The 15,695-nt window shown below is 67.3% G+C and carries 15 protein-coding genes; 5 read left to right on the top strand and 10 right to left on the bottom strand.

Going from position 1 to position 15,695, the window contains the following annotated elements; genetic code table 11:
- The first annotated feature begins 28 nt into the window (after positions 1–28).
- Positions 29–1,066: a DUF1176 domain-containing protein gene (locus ASD82_RS13020; RefSeq protein ID WP_235580712.1), complete on the top strand. Its 1,038-nt coding sequence runs from the start codon at positions 29–31 to the stop codon at positions 1,064–1,066.
- Here ASD82_RS13020 and ASD82_RS13015 read toward each other — a convergent pair.
- Positions 1,050–1,994, bottom strand: coding sequence for a LysR family transcriptional regulator (locus tag ASD82_RS13015; RefSeq protein ID WP_056718248.1), 945 nt, complete (start codon positions 1,992–1,994; stop codon positions 1,050–1,052). The two genes, ASD82_RS13020 and ASD82_RS13015, sit on opposite strands and share 17 nt — an antisense overlap.
- Before the next feature lie 114 nt (positions 1,995–2,108).
- Between ASD82_RS13015 and ASD82_RS13010 the strand changes: the two genes are divergently transcribed.
- Positions 2,109–2,939, top strand: coding sequence for an aspartyl protease family protein (locus ASD82_RS13010; protein ID WP_056718247.1), 831 nt, complete (start codon positions 2,109–2,111; stop codon positions 2,937–2,939).
- A 43-nt stretch (positions 2,940–2,982) separates the two neighbouring features.
- Here the strand turns inward: ASD82_RS13010 and ASD82_RS13005 are convergent, their stop codons facing one another.
- From ASD82_RS13005 to ASD82_RS12990, 4 genes are all read right to left on the bottom strand, one after another.
- Positions 2,983–3,606: a glutathione S-transferase family protein gene (locus ASD82_RS13005; RefSeq protein WP_056718246.1), complete on the bottom strand. Its 624-nt coding sequence runs from the start codon at positions 3,604–3,606 to the stop codon at positions 2,983–2,985.
- A gap of 98 nt (positions 3,607–3,704) precedes the next feature.
- On the bottom strand, positions 3,705–4,301 hold the full coding sequence (locus ASD82_RS13000) for a hypothetical protein (protein WP_157599269.1): 597 nt from the start codon (positions 4,299–4,301) through the stop codon (positions 3,705–3,707).
- A gap of 5 nt (positions 4,302–4,306) precedes the next feature.
- Positions 4,307–5,593 (bottom strand): lipase family protein, encoded by a 1,287-nt coding sequence (locus tag ASD82_RS12995; RefSeq protein WP_056718244.1) that lies wholly within the window; start codon positions 5,591–5,593, stop codon positions 4,307–4,309.
- Positions 5,594–5,641: 48 nt separating this feature from the next.
- Complete coding sequence (locus ASD82_RS12990) at positions 5,642–6,661, bottom strand: hypothetical protein (protein ID WP_157599268.1); 1,020 nt, start codon at positions 6,659–6,661, stop codon at positions 5,642–5,644.
- A 183-nt stretch (positions 6,662–6,844) separates the two neighbouring features.
- Between ASD82_RS12990 and ASD82_RS12985 the strand changes: the two genes are divergently transcribed.
- Positions 6,845–7,549, top strand: a complete 705-nt coding sequence (locus ASD82_RS12985; RefSeq protein WP_056718280.1) for a GNAT family N-acetyltransferase — start codon at positions 6,845–6,847, stop codon at positions 7,547–7,549.
- A gap of 117 nt (positions 7,550–7,666) precedes the next feature.
- Here the strand turns inward: ASD82_RS12985 and ASD82_RS12980 are convergent, their stop codons facing one another.
- Positions 7,667–8,389 (bottom strand): pirin family protein, encoded by a 723-nt coding sequence (locus ASD82_RS12980; protein WP_056718242.1) that lies wholly within the window; start codon positions 8,387–8,389, stop codon positions 7,667–7,669.
- Between the two features lie 118 nt (positions 8,390–8,507).
- Here ASD82_RS12980 and ASD82_RS12975 point away from each other — a divergent pair, with 118 nt between their 5' ends.
- On the top strand, positions 8,508–9,407 hold the full coding sequence (locus ASD82_RS12975; RefSeq protein ID WP_056718241.1) for a LysR family transcriptional regulator: 900 nt from the start codon (positions 8,508–8,510) through the stop codon (positions 9,405–9,407).
- Here the strand turns inward: ASD82_RS12975 and ASD82_RS12970 are convergent.
- Together ASD82_RS12970 and ASD82_RS12965 are read right to left on the bottom strand one after the other, a co-directional pair.
- Positions 9,402–11,078: an AMP-binding protein gene (locus tag ASD82_RS12970; RefSeq protein ID WP_056718279.1), complete on the bottom strand. Its 1,677-nt coding sequence runs from the start codon at positions 11,076–11,078 to the stop codon at positions 9,402–9,404. The two genes, ASD82_RS12975 and ASD82_RS12970, sit on opposite strands and share 6 nt — an antisense overlap.
- A 105-nt stretch (positions 11,079–11,183) precedes the next feature.
- Positions 11,184–11,837, bottom strand: coding sequence for a hemerythrin domain-containing protein (locus ASD82_RS12965; protein ID WP_157599267.1), 654 nt, complete (start codon positions 11,835–11,837; stop codon positions 11,184–11,186).
- A gap of 296 nt (positions 11,838–12,133) precedes the next feature.
- Between ASD82_RS12965 and ASD82_RS12960 the strand changes: the two genes are divergently transcribed.
- Positions 12,134–14,080 carry a M61 family metallopeptidase gene (locus ASD82_RS12960; protein WP_056718239.1) on the top strand — a complete coding sequence of 649 codons (1,947 nt, stop codon included), beginning with the start codon at positions 12,134–12,136 and terminating at the stop codon, positions 14,078–14,080.
- 62 nt (positions 14,081–14,142) lie between these two features.
- Here the strand turns inward: ASD82_RS12960 and ASD82_RS12955 are convergent, their stop codons facing one another.
- Positions 14,143–14,706 carry a peroxiredoxin gene (locus ASD82_RS12955; RefSeq protein ID WP_056718238.1) on the bottom strand — a complete coding sequence of 188 codons (564 nt, stop codon included), beginning with the start codon at positions 14,704–14,706 and terminating at the stop codon, positions 14,143–14,145.
- Positions 14,707–14,928: 222 nt separating this feature from the next.
- On the bottom strand, positions 14,929–15,663 hold the full coding sequence (locus tag ASD82_RS12950) for a class I SAM-dependent methyltransferase (RefSeq protein ID WP_056718237.1): 735 nt from the start codon (positions 15,661–15,663) through the stop codon (positions 14,929–14,931).
- Between the last annotated feature and the right edge of the window lie 32 nt (positions 15,664–15,695).

Below are 15,695 nucleotides of genomic sequence, written 5' to 3'. Positions count from 1 at the left end.
CATCATGAGGCGATACGGATTTCTCGCAGTGGCCCTTTTTGTGATGACGGCACACGCCGGTGCCACCAGCCCGAGCCGGCCGGGAATCCAGTTCCAGCACGGTGATTGGGAGATCGCCTGCGACAACACCGGAACCTGTCGCGCTGCCGGCTACCAGACCGACGATGACGCCCATGCCGTCTCGGTGCTGTTGACGCGCAAGGCGGGGCCGGGCACGACAGTGGCCGGCCAACTGATGCTTGGCCAGTACGGCGATGACGATGTGGCGATGCTCGAGCGGCTGCCCGATCCGGCGATCTTGCAGATGCGCATTGACGGCAAGGCCCTGGGCACCGTGTCGGTCAGTCACGAAACCGCGATCGGCCAGCTTTCCGGCGAACAGGTGGCGGAGCTGATCGCATCGCTGTCCCGGCACAGCCGGATCGAGTTTCTCGCTGGCGGTGACAGCTGGCATCTGTCCGGCGACGGCGCCAGCGCGGTGTTGCTGAAGATGGATGATGCGCAGGGACGCATCGGCACCCGGGGCGCACTGGTCAGGAAGGGTCCGCACGACGAGCAGCAGGTGCCGGCGGCGCAGCCGATGCCGCTGGTGCATGCGGCGAAGGCCCTGGACCACGCCACCACGCCTTCGCCCGTCCTCCAGCGGCAGGCGGCCACGCTGCAGAAGCAGCTTGCCGCCACCACCAGCGCGGACGATTGCGCGAACCTGTTCGAGGCCAGGCCCGACGAGCTTTCCTTCGAGGCGGCGCGACTCGACGACGGGCACTGGCTGGTTTCGGTCATGTGCTGGCAGGCCGCCTACAACGAGGGCTATGCCTACTGGGTCATCCACGCCCAACCTCCCTTCGCGCCGGTGCTGGTCACCACGGACGGCTCCGGCTATGCCGATGGCGGCATCGAGTCCAGCCAGAAGGGGCGTGGCCTGGGCGATTGCCTGTCCTCCGAGCGATGGACCTGGGATGGCCGGCAATTCGTGCAGACGGCACTGTCCAGCTCCGGCATGTGCAAACAGGTGACGCCCGGCGGCGCCTGGGAGCTGCCGATCCTGGTCACCGCGATCCGCTGACGGAGGCGCCACCGCCCCGCGCAGGTTCCGGGTCATCGGATCGGCTCAGCAGCCTGGCGACGAAGTCGCCGAATGCGCGCACCTTGGCCGACATCTGCCGGCCACTGTTGGCGATCAGCATGATCGGCGGTCCCTCGGTCGCGAAGCCTGCCAGCACCTGGCGCAGCCGATGCTGCACCAGCAGGTCGCGGGCGGCCATCTCGTCGACCTGGACGATGCCGGCGCCGGCGGCCGCGGCTTCCAGCAGCGGATCCAGCGAGTCCATGCTCAGGTTGCCGTGAACCAGCATGGCGGTGATCTTGCCATCGCGAAGAAACTGCCAGGGTGCGGGCGTGCGTTGGCCTACCGGCATAAAGCCGAGGCAGTTGTGCCGGGCCAGGTCCTCGGGCGACTGCGGCGTTCCGGCGCGTTCCAGGTAATCGGGCGCGGCGCAGGTGATCCAGCGCATGGCGCCCAGTTGCCGGGCGAGCAGCGAGGAGTCCGGCAGTTCGCCGATGCGGATCGCGCAATCCCAGTCGCGGCCGATCAGGTCGTTGGAGCGATTTTCCATGGTCAGTTGAAGGGTGAGCTGTGGATGCTGGCGCAGGAACACCTGCAACTGCGGGGCGATGATCCGCCGTCCCAGGATCATCGGCACGTCCGCCCGCAGCACGCCACGCAGCGTCTTGCCGTGTGAACCCAGCAGGGTTTCCATCTGCCGGATGTCGTCGAGCACCTGACGACAGTGCCCGAGATAGATCACCCCGTCCTCGGTCAACTTCAGCGATCGGGTGTTGCGGTCGAGCAGGCGCACGCCCAGCGTCTGCTCGAGCCGGCGCACGTGCATGGTCACCGTGGCGGCCGACATGCCCAGTTCGGCGGCGGCGCGACGGAAGCTCTTCAGCGCGACCACGCGCGAGAAATACAACATGCTCTGCAGGCGATCCATGGATTGTTCAGCGCGACTGAATACTGGTTTCGGGAAGTCCAGATTAGGCGGGCCATCGCGTCGGATAAAGTGCCATGGCTGGCGGACTTCCCGCAGTCATCACCCGGAGCCTTCATGCAACGACGCATCATGATCCTCGCCAGCCTGCTGCTGTTCGGCACGGTCGCCCGCGCGGCCCGGCCGGAAGCCGTGTTCAAACTTGAGAGCTATCGCAAGACGGTGGCCGTGCATGCGACGGTGAACGGCCATGACGGCCTGTTCCTGCTGGATACCGCCGGTGGCATTACCCTGCTTTCGCCTTCCTTCGCCAAGGCGGCCGGCTGCAAGCCGTGGGGGCGACTCAGCGGTTTCCGGATGATGGGAGACCGGCTGGACGCACCTCGCTGTGACAACGTGGACTTCCACGTGGACGGCCAGGTGTTGCGTGCGCCCGTGACCCTGGTCTTCGATGTGGCGTCGCTGGTGGCCAGGGATGCCAAGCCGGTGGCGGGTTCGATCGCACTGGATCTTTTTGCGGGCAAGACCATCACGGTCGACCTGCCCGGCCGGCGCCTGATCATCGAATCGCGATCCAGCCTGCAGCAGCGCATCGCGGTCGCCCGGGAACTGCCGGTGTTGCTGTCGCGCGAAGTGCAGGGACATGCTCTGGCGGCTTCCATGGGCGTGTCCACGCCCAACGGCATGCTGTGGTTCGAGCTGGACACGGGCAATGGCGGAACGCTTCTGGTGTCGAGGCCCTACGCGGCGCTGTTCGGCCTCGACCCCGCGATCGAGGGGCCGCAGCAAGCCGACTTCCCAGTCGCCGCGGGACTGCGCGCCACCGGCGCAGCGTTCACGCCGGACATGATCCTGGATGGCAACCTGGGCATGCCCTTCCTGCGTGACAAGGTGATCACCCTGGATCTGCAGTCCGGACGCTTGTGGATTGCCCAGGGCAAGCTCTGAGCGTGCCGGCAGCCGTGACGCCTCCCGGAGGCGAATCCAGGGTTCATTCGCTCAGGGCGGGCTCGGGGAAGGGTTCACGCCAGGCGTCGAGTTCGTTCATGCGGTCGTGCCAGCGCCGGATCGCGGGGAAGTCCTGCAGCGGGATGTGCGCGTCGTCGGCGTGGGGCAGGGCGACGGCCACGGCGAAGTCGGCCAGGGTCAGCGTGTCGCCGACCAGCCAGCGGCGATCGCGCAGGTGGCCGTCCAGCACGGCGGCGTGCTGGCGCCACGCGTCGGTGGCGCGCCCTGTCTCGACCGGATCGGCCTTGCCGATGCCGAAACGCGGCTTGATGATGTACTCGAAATACAGTGCGCCGGCCTGCGCGGTGAAATGCTGGGCGCTCCAGCTGAACCAGCGGATCACGTCGATCTGGCGGGCGTCCTGGGGCCACAGTTCCGAATCGCTGCGGGCCGCGAGGTGGCAGATGATCGCGTCGGCCTCCCACAGCACGCGCGAGCCGTCGACCAGGGTCGGCACCTTGCCGTTCGGGTTGAGCGCGAGATATTCCGCTGCCTTGTGCTCGCCGCGACCGAGGTCGAGGTAGACGTAGTCCAGCGGCGATTGCAGGTATTTCGCCACGGCGCAGGCCTTGCGCGGCGCCAGCACATCCGACCAGTACAACTTCATGCGTGTCTCCCGATGATGCCCGTGGGCGTTTCGGGATGACGACGAATGGCGCGTCGGAAATTCGACACGCGCCGGAGGGGCGGAATCGGGATGGTGCGTCAGTCGCCGTCGTCGAGACGGCTGACCTCGAACACCAGCGCCTCGCACTGCGGGTCTTCCGTGCGGAAGAATGCCAGCCAGCGCGCCATGCCGGCGCCGTCCATGGGCGCGGTCAGCGGCGGCAGGTCGCTGGGCAACTGCGCGATCGCCGAAAGCAGCGCCGGCACGTCGGCACGGGCGAAGGCGGCATCGACGCGGGCGGCTGGCAGCGCTTTCGCATAGGCGCGAGCAAGGAAGCTGCCGATGTCCAGCGGGCCGTCGGGCAGCTCGTCCAGCTCGGCCATGGCCTGCTTCGCGGCGGCGTCTTCGTCGCGCGATTGCTGTTCCAGCCGGTCGATCTCTTCTTCGGACATCGCCGGTGCGGCGAAGTTGAAGACGGTCAGCGCCGCCAGTTCGGGATCGGCTTCGATGCGGTCGGCCAGCTCGTTCATCGCGATGCGCGACTGTTCTTCGCGCTGCGCCTCGGTCAGTCCGTCGTCGGTGGGGGGTTCGGCGTGGGCCAGATCCTCGCGGATCTCGCCCATGACCTGCTGCATCGCCAGCATCGGCAGGGCATTGGCGTGCAGCAGCAACCAGGCAAACTCGCGGCGATCCATCGCGGTCACAGCGCCGAGGCCGAAATCAGCAGGCTGCCGGCAAGCAGCAGCGGTGCCGGCCGCAGCAACGAGGCGGCGCGCTGCAGGGCCGCGATGCCGACCTGGTTGATGCGGGACGTCATCGCCTGCAGGATCGCGCGGATCACCGCGTCGGTGAGCGCCGCCTCGTTGGCCACGTGGATCTCGGCCCAGCGCGCGGCCAGCCGCAGCAGGTACTTCAGGCGCTCGCCCACTTCGCCGATCATCTTCACGCCGTCGCAGATGACGGCCGCGATCACGTCGACGCCGGTCACCGCGTCGTAGAAACCGCGGGCGGCCACACGCAGCACGTCCTCGAACAGGGTCAGCAGGGCGGCCAGCGTGTTGAGGGTGAGCTTCTTGAACCAGCTCATGCTGGCATCGGCCATCAGCGCCTGCGCCAGCTTGCTGTTGGAGTGGTCGCAGGACGCGGCCATGCCGCGCACGTCGCTCCAGTTCCTGGCGTCGCGGATGGTGTTCGCGTAGGCGTACATGTCGTGGTTGGCCAGCGCAATGCTGGAGCTGGGAGACTCCAGCGTGAAGTTGTTCGGCTCGGTATAGGGCGCCAGCACATGCTTGTAGGGATAGGTGGCGATCATCGTGATCGGATCGCGGTTGTGCGCGGTGCGGAAGATGTTTTCCTTGCCGATGCGCCGCTCGAACGCCTGGTGCGCATCGCGATAACCCACGCGCGGGCTGCCGAAGGTGTACAGCCGGACGGGACGATTCAGCGCGGCGTAGTGACCGGCGATCAGGGTCGCGATGGCGCCGCCCAGGCTGTGGCCGATGCAATGGATGACGTCGGCCGCCAGGATCGCGCCCTGTTCGCGCTGCAGCTGCGGCAGGATGCTGCCGAACGCGTTGGCAAAACCCTTGTGCACCCGGCCGAAGTCGCCGAAACCGGTATGGGCGAAGCGGAAATCCGTGCCGATGTCATACCAGCCCAGTTCGGGACGCGTGCCGCGGACGGCGATGACGGCGTGGCGCTGCCCGAACCGCTCGAAGTGCAACACGTAGCCGAAGCCCGAGGCGGTATTCCAGCCGGTGTTGCCGCTGAACACCTGGCCCAGCTGTGCACCGGGGAAACTCTTTCCGACCGAGCTGTTGGCGGGAAAGTCGCCCCGTGTCTTGCCCGAGCCCAGGACCAGGTCCTGCAGGTTGCTACGTGATTCGACGCCTGCCGTCGGCTGCTTCAGCGACCAGTCCTTCAATGCGAAATAGGCATTGAGGGCAATGTTGGCTGCCTCGGTCGGTGCCAGTGCGAAATCCGCCATGTTCCCCCTCCTTGAGTCTGGTGATTCGTTGCGTGGAAAGTGGCGCGGTCAGAACACGGACGAAAGATCCAGTGACCAGACCATGCCATCGGGTTGCTTGTCGTTGCGCCGATCCCGGGTGCGGAGCCACAGCGTCTTGTCGATGACGGTCCAGTCGATCACGTTGCCGTCGTCGAGGCCGAGCTTGATGACTTCGAGGCCCTGCGGATGTTGTGGCGAGAACAGCATGATGTGGTCGTACTTGCGTACGTAGACCTCGGCGCGCAGGCGCAGTTGATCCGTGTGGTACAGCAGCAGCGCCCGACCGGGTCCGGCGCTGCGCGTTTCGAGCAGGCTGTCGGCATGGCCTGACGGGCCGTCATAGACGGAATACCCCGCGGAGACGGCATCGGCAATTTTCCGGACCTGATGGGTCTCCCGGTTGTAGAGGGCGACGTACTCGGACGGACGGCTGGTCGAATAGCCCAGGCCCAGGACCAGCCATGGCCCCGGCAGGCAGCCGACGTCGCGCGCGCTGGCGGTGATCCAGCTGCCCTGCGCAGGATCGAGCTGGACGGGAATGTTGCGCACGAAGGTCGGCGTGGCGTCGGAGGCCAGTTCCCAGAACTGCGGCAGCCGCACCTCGCCGGCGCCATTGACGATGGCCAGCGCCGGCAAGCCCGGCCGGCTCGTGACGCGGAAGGCGTCATGGACCGGGCCGGTGAAATCGGGGGACACGAAACGCGCATCCGGCGGCGTGCCGTCCACGCGTGCCTCGGTGCAGCCTTGATCGGCAGCTGCGGTCTGCTGCGGGAAGCTTGTCTCGCGCTTGAGCTGCGCGTGCAGCTCGGGCGCCACCGTCGAGGGCAGCGCCTCGGCTTTCTTCTTGAAGAGTCCGAACATTCCTGTACTCCCGCCGTCGCCGGCCATGTCGGGTTGGCAGCCTGTGACCAGCAGGCAGACGATCAGCAGCTTGCCCAGGGTTCGCCAGCTTCGCCCGGGCACTGCCCGTGCCGAGACAGGCGGCGACGCCATCGCCAGCGGGCGATGGGTGGAGTCGATCTTCGAAGGTTCAGGCCGTGGACGCATCTCGCCTCCCTGCGGTGGGTACTGGCGGCTGTTCCGCGGGAGATTAGCACGGGCGCGGGTCCTGCCAAGGCGGCCGGGCGGGGAGGCGAGGGCACGCGGATTTTTCGACGCGAGGCGGCGCTTGCGGCATCATCGTTTGCCCGCATTACCGCTCGCGAAACCCGGCGAGGCCCCCCGATGACGATGAACCTGCTTGACCGACCGGTATGGTCCAGCCTGACCTCGGCCCACGCGCCACTGTCGATCGGCGATGAACTGGCGCGCCGTTACCAGCCGCAGGTCAATCGTTTCGCGTCCGCCCGCGACGACAGCCCGGCCGCGCTGGCGGCCCTGGCGGCGTTGCTGCAGCCCGCGGAGCAGGTGTTCATCCTGCAGGTGCCGGAGATCGCGATTCCCGCCGGGCTGGCGCCGGCCAAGCTGGCCCGCGGCGTGCAGATGGTGGCGCCGTCGCCGGTGGCGCCGCCGCCGACCGGCGACGACATCCTCGCGCTGCATGACGAGGACGCCGACGAGATGCTGGCGCTGGCGACCCTGACCGAGCCCGGTCCGTTCCTGCGCCAGACCCATCGCATGGGCAATTTCTTCGGCATCCGCGTCGACGGCCGGCTGGTGGCGATGGCGGGCGAGCGTTTCCGTTTCGCCGGGTACACCGAGGTCAGTGGCGTGTGCACGCATCCCGATTTTCGCGGCCACGGTTTCGCCGGGCGCTTGTCCCGGCATGTCGCTGCGGCCATCGCCGCGCGTGGCGAAACGGCCTTCCTGCATGCGTGGAAGAACAATGTGGCGGCGATCTCGCTGTACCAGGCGCTGGGCTTCACGCTGCGCTGCGAGGTCAGCGTGGCCGTGCTGGAGCGCCGGCAGGAGCTGTCGAAGGATGCTGCCGGCTGAGGCCTGTTCCGGACGATGACGTTTGGCCTGCGTCGGTGAGCGTGTCACCGACGGACCAACACGCAAACGCCGGCGGACGGATCGAACGCATCGATCCGTCCGCCGGCCTGCCTTGCCTCACGGCATCTGCGGCAGTTCCTGCGGGCGCAGGTCGAACACCAGTACCTCGGCGTTGTCGCCGGCGTCCAGCCGCAAGGTGCGCGCATGGCGCAGGCGCACGCCGTCACCGGCCTGCAGCTTCACGCCGTCCAGCTCGATGCTGCCGCGGGCCACGTGCACGTAGGCGTGGCGGTCGCCGTCCAGCGTCAGCGTGGCGCTTTCATCGCCATCGAACAGCCCGGCATACACCGAGGCATCCTGCTGGATGCGCAGCGACTCGTCGCGGCCGTCGGGCGAGATGATCAGGCGCAGGCGGCCGCGCTTGTCCGCGTCGGAGAAATGACGCTGCTGGTAGACCGGCGCGCCGCCGGCGTGCTCCGGTACGATCCAGATCTGCAGGAAGTGCACCGGCGCCTCGTCGGAGCCATTGAACTCGCTGTGCGTCACGCCGCTGCCGGCGCTCATCAGCTGCACGTCGCCCGGCTTGATCGCCGAGCCGGTGCCCATGCTGTCGCTGTGCGCCAGGGCGCCTTCCAGCACGTAGGAAAAGATCTCCATGTCGCGATGCGGATGCTTGCCGAAGCCTTGGCCCGGGGCCACCCGGTCCTCGTTGATCACGCGCAGGTCGGAGAAGCCGATCTGGCTGGGGTCCATGTAGCTGGCGAAGGAGAAGGTGTGGCGGGAATTCAGCCAGCCGTGGTCGGCGACGCCGCGATCGGCAGCCTTGCGTACTTGCATCATGGTGTTCTCTCCTCGTTGAGGGGCGCAGCTTCTGCTGCATCTGAAGCGGGATGTTGGAGTCGCCACGTGCTTCAATAAAGACGGTGAACTGCTTAATACTGTCAACCGGAGAGCGACAATGAGCCAGCTGGAGGACATGCGCATCTTTGCCGAAGCGGTGGAGGCGCAAAGCTTCACCGCGGCGGCCGAGCGGCTGGGGCTGTCCAAGCAGTTCGTCAGCAAGCGCATCGCCGCGCTGGAGAAACGGCTGGGCGCCCGGCTGCTGCTGCGCTCGACCCGGCAACTGCGTGCCACCGACCTGGGCCTGGCCTACCACGAGCGCGTCCGGCGCATCCTGGAGGAGGTCGACGCCGCCGAGCAGCTGATCACCAGCCAGACCGCCGCGCCCCGCGGTCTGTTGCGGCTCAGCGCGCCGATGTCGTTCGCCACCCTGCATCTGGGCGCGCTGATTCCCGCGTTCATGCAGCGCCATCCCGAGGTCACGGTGGAGCTGGAACTCAACGACCGCACCGTCGACCTGATCGGCGAGGGCTATGACATGGCCGTGCGCATCGGCACACTGGCCGACTCCAGCCTGATCGCGCGGCCGATCGCCACGGTGCAGCTGATCACCTGCGCCAGCCCCGACTATCTGCGCCGGCGCGGCACGCCGTCCGCGCCCGATGAACTGGCGGCGCATGCCTGCCTGACCTACGGTCATGCGTCGCGGATGGAATGGTCGTATCGCGTGGGCGAGCGGGTGCGCAAGGTGTCGGTAAGCGGGCCGATGCGCGCCAACAATGGCGAGATGCTGCGTGACGCCGCGATCGCCGGGCTGGGCATCACCAGCCTGCCGGATTTCATCGTGGTCGACGCGCTGGCCGATGGACGCCTGTTCGCGGTGCTGGAGGCGTTCCGGCCCGAGGGGTTCACCGTGCACGCGGTGTATCCGCAGCATCGCCAGTCCTCGCTGCTGGTGCGCGCGTTCAGCGACTTCCTGGTGGAACAATTCGGCGCGGCGGCACCGCGGCGGTCATGAGCGCAGTTCGCGTCGCAGCACCTTGCCTACCGCGGTCTTGGGCAGGCTGTCGCGAAATTCGACCTGTTTCGGTTGCTTGTATGCGGTGAGATGCCGGCGGCAATGGGCGCGCAGGTCTTCCTCGCTCAGCGCCGGGTCCTTGCGCACCACCACCAGCCGCACGGCCTCGCCGGTCTTCTCGTCCGGCATGCCGACCACGCCGGCTTCGAGCACGCCCGGATGCATCGCGACCACGTCTTCCACTTCGTTGGGAAACACGTTGAAGCCCGACACCAGGATCATGTCCTTGCGCCGATCGAGCAGGAAGTAATAGCCGTTCCCGTCGACGCGGGCGATGTCGCCGGTACGGAACCAGCCGCCCTCGAAAAAGGCCTCGCGCGTTTCGCCCGGCTGCTGCCAGTAGCCGGTGGTGATGTGCGGGCCACGCGTGCAAAGCTCGCCCGGTTCGCCATCGGCCACCACGCGACCGTCGCTGTCGCGCAGGGTGATTTCCACCTCGGCCAGCGGCAGGCCGATCGAACCGACCGGGTTGTCCGCGTCCCAGCGATTGAAGGTGATCGCGGCGCTGGTTTCGGACAGCCCATAGCCCTCGACCACCGCCATTCCGGTCAGCGTCTTCCAGCGTTCGGCGGTGCCGCTGCGCAGCGCCGTGCCGCCTTGCAGGCACAGCTTGAGTCCGGACAGGTCGAGCCTGGCGAAGTCGGGCGAGTTGAGCAGGGCGTCGTACAGCGTATTGACGCCGGCGAAGGCGGCCGGCCTGACCCTGGCGAAGGTGGCCACCAGGCCGGGGATGTCGCGCGGGTTGGTGACCAGCACCGAATGGAGGCCGTGCGCCATGTTGTACAGGGCGTTGCTGTAAGCGGCGATGTGATACATCGGCAGGCAGACGATCACCGCGTCGGTGGCCGGGTCGAGCCGGTGTCCCAGCCATTGTTCGGCCGAAGCCACGTTGGCGACCAGGGCCGAATGGGGCAGCACGGCGCCCTTGGACAGCCCGGTGGTGCCGCCGGTGTATTGCAGTTGCGCGGTGTCGGTCGCGCTGGCGCGTGACTGCACGGCCGGCAGCCGCTGCCCTTCGGACAGCGCGCGGGGCCAGCGGATGGCGCCGTCGATATGGAACGGCGGGATCATCTTCCGGACATGCTTGAGCACCGCGTCCACCAGCAGCGATTTCGGCCACGGCAGCATGTCGCCCACGCGGGTGGTGACGACGTGCCGGACCGTGGTGCCTTCCAGCGCCTCGGCGGCCACCGCGCCGAAGTTGTCCAGCACGATCAGCGCGGCCGCGGCCGAGTCGACCAGCTGGTGATGCAGTTCGCGCGCGGTGTACAGCGGGTTCACCAGCACCGCGACCAGGTCGGCGCGCAAGACCCCCAGCACGGCCACCGGAAACTGCAGCAGGTTGGGCAGCATGATCGCCACGCGCTCGCCGCTGGCCAGTCCCAGGCCTTCGCGCAGATGGCTGGCGAGCAGGCCGCTCAGGCGGTCGACCTCGCCGAAACTCAGGCTGTGCCCGAGGTTGCTGAAGGCCGCACGCCCGGCGTGGCGCCGGCATGCATCGATCAGCATCTGCGGCAGGGTTTGGCCGCTGTCGAAGGCGGCACTGGCGACATTGGGGAAATCGGCCCGGCTCAGCGCCGATGGCACATGCTTGCCGAATGGTTTGAGCACTTCAGCGTCCCCCGCCGTGATTGCCGATGCCATATCTCCCCGCTGGCGATACCTTACGATGGTCCTGGCGGTTGTCACAGGGCTGCCACCTCGCCCGCCGGGCTGTCAGCAGGGCAGAGCGTGGCCGACCTGCGTTCGCTTGCCGATGGAAGACGATTGCGCCGGTGCGGCCTGGTAGGACCGGGGCGATCGGTACATCGGGTACAGCGAGCGCTCCTCGCGGGTGAAGCAATGGCGGAGCAGGTCCTCGATCAGGGCCAGTTCGTCGAGAAACTCGTCCCGTCTTTCCTCGCTGATGCCGGCCTCCTGGCAACGGCTGAGGAAGCGCGTGGTCTGGCGCGAGATCTCGCCGGTTTCCCGGCGCATGTGGCGCATGAATTCCAGGCCTTCGGGGTCCGACTTCAGGCAGCGGCCCAGGTAGGTATACAGGCGCAGGTTCTTGTCCAGCATATGTTCGTTGAACAGCAGGCGGAATCGGTACAGGCACCTTTCCGTCTCGTCGAACTTCGACGCCCGCGCCGCGCTGCCGCCAAGCGCCAGCAGGTCCATCAGGCTGACCGCATGGCCGCACAGGCGCTCGACGAGCCGACTGTCGTAATGGAGCTGGGTACCGGGGGCCACCTGCTGTTCCGCGAGGTGATCCTCCAGCGATACCTCGAGTCCCGCACGCTGCTGTTTTTTTCCGAAGAAGTTCATGGCCTGGTCTCCCTGCTGGATTGCGCTGGTGCCGTTCCACCCGACCCTGTCGCCCCGGACCATCAGCAAGCCCCGGACGATGCAAGACGCCAAAACCCGATTCCTTTCGACCGCCTTCCGCTGGTGCCGACGGCGGTGCCTGCATGAGTCCTGAAGCAGAATGTGTGCCATGTGGCGGAAAGTGGCGAAGCCCGCGCCAGCAGGCCATGGGATCTGCTGCGACAGGGCCGCTGGCGGTGCAGCCCGGCGTCAACCGGCGGGCAGGTCGGGACGATTTGTGACACTGGGTGGCACGCGCGGCACCGCCGGCCGAACAGTGGTGATAGTTTTGTCCATTCACCTGCCTGCCGGAGTTCCCCATGCCCGTTCCCACCCCCACCTGGTCACGCCCCCGGCGCACGCTGGCCGCGCTCGCCGCCGCCGTGATGCTGGCCCTGGCCGCCACGGCCGCGCCGGCGCAGACGATCGGCGCTGACCAGGTGCCGCCGCCGCAGGACACGCCGTATCCGGGCACCATCGCGCTGCATGTCGATGCCAGCGACACGGTGCAGGGCATCTTCCGGGTACGCGAGACGATTCCCGTCGCGGCCGGTCCGCTGACCCTGCTGTATCCGCAATGGATTCCCGGCGACCATTCCCCAAGCGGCCCGATCGCCATGCTGGCCGGGCTCAGGATCACCGCCGACGGCAAGCCGGTGCCATGGAAGCGCGACAAGTACAACGTGTTCGCGTTCCATCTCGACGTGCCGGCCGGCGTGACCCGCCTGGAGGTGGCATTCGAATACATGTCCCCGCGCGACGGCGGCTTCGAGATCACCGACCGCATGATGGACATGGAATGGAGCAAGATGGCGCTGTATCCGGCCGGGCACTTCTCGCGCGCGATCACCTTCGCCCCCAGCGTGACGCTGGCCCATGGCTGGCAGATGGGCACGGCGCTGGAGACGGCCTCGCAGTCGGGCGACACCACCACCTTCAAGCCGGTGACGTTCAACAACCTGGTCGATTCGCCTATCTACGCCGGGCAATATTTCAAACGGGTCGACCTCAACCCGGGCGGCGCCGCGCCGGTGCACCTGGACATCGTCGCCGATGCGCCGAAGGACCTGGAAATGTCGCCCGAGCAGCTCAAGGCGCATCGCGCCCTGGTCACCCAGGCGGTGAGCCTGTTCGGCTCGCATCACTACGACCACTACGACTTCCTGTTCTCGCTGTCCGACGTGCTCGGCGGCAATGGCACCGAGCATCACCAGTCCAGCGAGAACGGCCTGGGCGCCGACTATTTCACCGCCTGGGACAGCAACGCGCCGGAGCGTGACCTGCTGGCGCACGAGTACGCCCATTCGTGGAACGGCAAGTTCCGCCGCCCCGCCGACCTGTGGACGCCGAACTTCAACGTGCCGATGGGCGATTCGCTGCTATGGGTCTACGAAGGCCAGACCCAATACTGGGGTTACGTGCTCACCGCGCGCTCGGGCATGTGGACGGCGCAGCAGTTCCGCGACGGTCTGGCGATGGTCGCCGCGAACTACGATCGCAACCGCCCCGGCTTCCAGTGGCGCACGCTGGAGGACACCACCAACGACGCCACCGCGGCGCATCGTTCCAGCCTGCCGTATCGCAGCTGGCAGATGAGCGAGGACTACTACAGCGGCGGCCAGATGCTGTGGCTGGCGGTGGACGCGCGGATTCGCTCGCTCACCCACGACGGCAAGTCGCTGGATGATTTCGCCCGTGCGTTCTTCGGTGTCGACAATGGCAGCTACGTGACCAGGCCCTACACTTTCGACGACGTGGTGGCGACGTTGAACGGCGTGGCGAAGGACGATTGGGCCAGCTTCCTGCACGCGCGCGTCGACACGCTGAATCCGCCGCTGGCCGGCGGCCTCGAAGCCACCGGCTGGAAGCTGGTCTACACCGACCAGCCCACGGCATTCGAAAAGCAGTACAACTCGCGGCCCGAGCCCGCGCGCCACCTGTACAACTTCGCCTGGTCGATCGGCCTGACCATGAACGACAGGGGCGAGGTCAACGACGTGCGCTGGAATGGCCCCGCGTTCAGGGCCGGTGTCAGCACCGGTGCCACGCTGGAAGCGGTGAACGGCCAGGCGTATTCGAAAGAGGTGCTGAAGGAAGCGATCGCCGCGGCGAAAGGCAGCAAGTCTCCGATCCAGCTGCTGCTGAAATACCAGGGCGGCTATCGCACCGTGCCGGTGGACTACCACGACGGCATGCAGTACCCGCACCTGCAGCGCATCGAGGGCACGCCGGATTATCTGAGCCGGATCATCGCGGCGCGGAAGTAGGCAAGCTTGGGGCGGAACGAAGTTCCTGCTTCGTTCCGCACCGGCCTGTCATCAGTCCGGAATCACATGCCGCTGTTGCCGGCACCCTCGATCGCCTTCACCGCCTTGAGCGTCTCTTCGACGTGCTTGTTGGGGCTGAGGTCGGAGTAGACGTAGGTGATCTTGCCGGACGGCGCGATCACGTACGAGGTGCGGTCGGACCAGCCCGGGCGCATCAGCAAGGTGGCGTCGTATTGCTTGGCGATCTTCGCGCCCGCATCGGCGGCGACCGGGAACTTGCCGCCGCAGTGTTCGGTTTCCTTCGAGAACGCGGCCAGCTGGTCGAGGTTGCCGGCGGTGACACCGATCACCGTGGCGTGCTCGGCCTTGAACTTGTCGATCGCCTCGGAAAACAGGTGCGCCTCGACGTTGCAGCCAGAGGTGTGCGGCGCGGGGAAGAAGTACACCACCACCGGGCCTTTCTTCAGTGCATCGGCCAGATCGAAGGTGAACGGCTGGCCGGCCAGGTAGGCGGGTGCGCTGAATTCCGGTGCCTGGGTGCCCGCTTTCAGGGCGGCGAAGGCCGGCATCGCGACGGTGGCGCCGCCGAGCAGGGCAAGCGTGGCGAATTTCATCAGTGGCTTCATGGGGGACTCCGGGGTGGGGGCGGGACGCCAATGTACCTGTATACGCCGGAACGGGGCAGGTGGATGTACGCATGCCGTCCTGGTTCGGCCGGGCGCACGCTGCCTGCTCAGCACGGTCGCGCTGCGCGGGTCTCGTCGATCATGTTCATGGGCTGCCCCTTTGCAGGCAGCGCAGGAATCATCGGTCAGTTGCAGAATGTGCATGATGTCGTCGCCGGCCGCTCAACCTGCCTCGGTGCCATCGCCGACGAGCGGCTTGCTTGCCGAGGTCAGCGTGGTCGGCATCCACGGGCCACCCCACCACATGCGCCAGCCCAGCGAACGCCGTTCGGCACGGATGCCCATGGCTTCGAGATGCCTGCGGTACTGGCCGCCTTTCGAGATGTCGGCGATCAGCAACTGTCCGCCGGGACGCAGCACCCGCCACGCCTCGTCGATCGCCTGGTCGCGCCCCGCGGCGTCGCCGATGTTGTGGATCGCCACGCTGGAAACCACCAGGTCGAAGCTGGCGTCGGCGAATGGCAGGGCGCGCATGTCGGCGGTTTTCAGCTCGACGCGGTCGGCCACGCCTTCGGCTTCGGCATTGCGCGCGGCGACATCGATGCCGTTGCCCGACTGGTCCTTGCTGCTCCAGATATCGATGCCGGTGGCCCGCCCGCGCGGGACGTGATCCGCCGCCATCAGCAGGACGGCGCCGCGACCACAGCCGATGTCAAGCACCTGTTCGTCGCCGCGCCATTGGCGCGCGTCGAGCAGGTTACGCCACACCGCGAATTTCCCGCGCAGGGTGGTGTGCATGTAGATGGCCAGAAGAAGCGCCACCAGGCCTGCGCTGAACCACCAGCCCCGCAGGGGCGTGAAGGCGATCACGCCCAGGCAGACCAGCAGGCCCGCGGCCATCAGCGCGGGGGCGTAGGGCGCGTCGATCCCGTAACGACCACGACGAGAAGTGTTCAAGTTCGCTCCTGTCAGCCTCGAATGGACGGAGT

Source organism: Rhodanobacter sp. Root179 (assembly GCF_001428465.1).
Taxonomy (GTDB): domain Bacteria; phylum Pseudomonadota; class Gammaproteobacteria; order Xanthomonadales; family Rhodanobacteraceae; genus Rhodanobacter.
The sequence above is the reverse complement of the archived record's forward strand: the minus strand, read 5'-3'. Positions and strand labels throughout refer to the sequence as shown.

Bases quoted from the DNA above. Each gene is read 5' to 3' on its own strand.
- ASD82_RS12965 (WP_157599267.1), bottom strand. From the start codon at position 11,837: ATGGTCCGGGGCGACAGGGTCGGGTGGAACGGCACCAGCGCAATCCAG.
- ASD82_RS13010 (WP_056718247.1), top strand. From the start codon at position 2,109: ATGCAACGACGCATCATGATCCTCGCCAGCCTGCTGCTGTTCGGCACG.
- ASD82_RS13000 (WP_157599269.1), bottom strand. From the start codon at position 4,301: ATGGATCGCCGCGAGTTTGCCTGGTTGCTGCTGCACGCCAATGCCCTG.
- ASD82_RS12980 (WP_056718242.1), bottom strand. From the start codon at position 8,389: ATGATGCAAGTACGCAAGGCTGCCGATCGCGGCGTCGCCGACCACGGC.
- ASD82_RS12985 (WP_056718280.1), top strand. From the start codon at position 6,845: ATGAACCTGCTTGACCGACCGGTATGGTCCAGCCTGACCTCGGCCCAC.
- ASD82_RS12955 (WP_056718238.1), bottom strand. From the start codon at position 14,706: ATGAAGCCACTGATGAAATTCGCCACGCTTGCCCTGCTCGGCGGCGCC.
- ASD82_RS12995 (WP_056718244.1), bottom strand. From the start codon at position 5,593: ATGGCGGATTTCGCACTGGCACCGACCGAGGCAGCCAACATTGCCCTC.
- ASD82_RS12990 (WP_157599268.1), bottom strand. From the start codon at position 6,661: ATGCGTCCACGGCCTGAACCTTCGAAGATCGACTCCACCCATCGCCCG.
- ASD82_RS13015 (WP_056718248.1), bottom strand. From the start codon at position 1,994: ATGGATCGCCTGCAGAGCATGTTGTATTTCTCGCGCGTGGTCGCGCTG.
- ASD82_RS12975 (WP_056718241.1), top strand. From the start codon at position 8,508: ATGAGCCAGCTGGAGGACATGCGCATCTTTGCCGAAGCGGTGGAGGCG.
- ASD82_RS13005 (WP_056718246.1), bottom strand. From the start codon at position 3,606: ATGAAGTTGTACTGGTCGGATGTGCTGGCGCCGCGCAAGGCCTGCGCC.
- ASD82_RS12960 (WP_056718239.1), top strand. From the start codon at position 12,134: ATGCCCGTTCCCACCCCCACCTGGTCACGCCCCCGGCGCACGCTGGCC.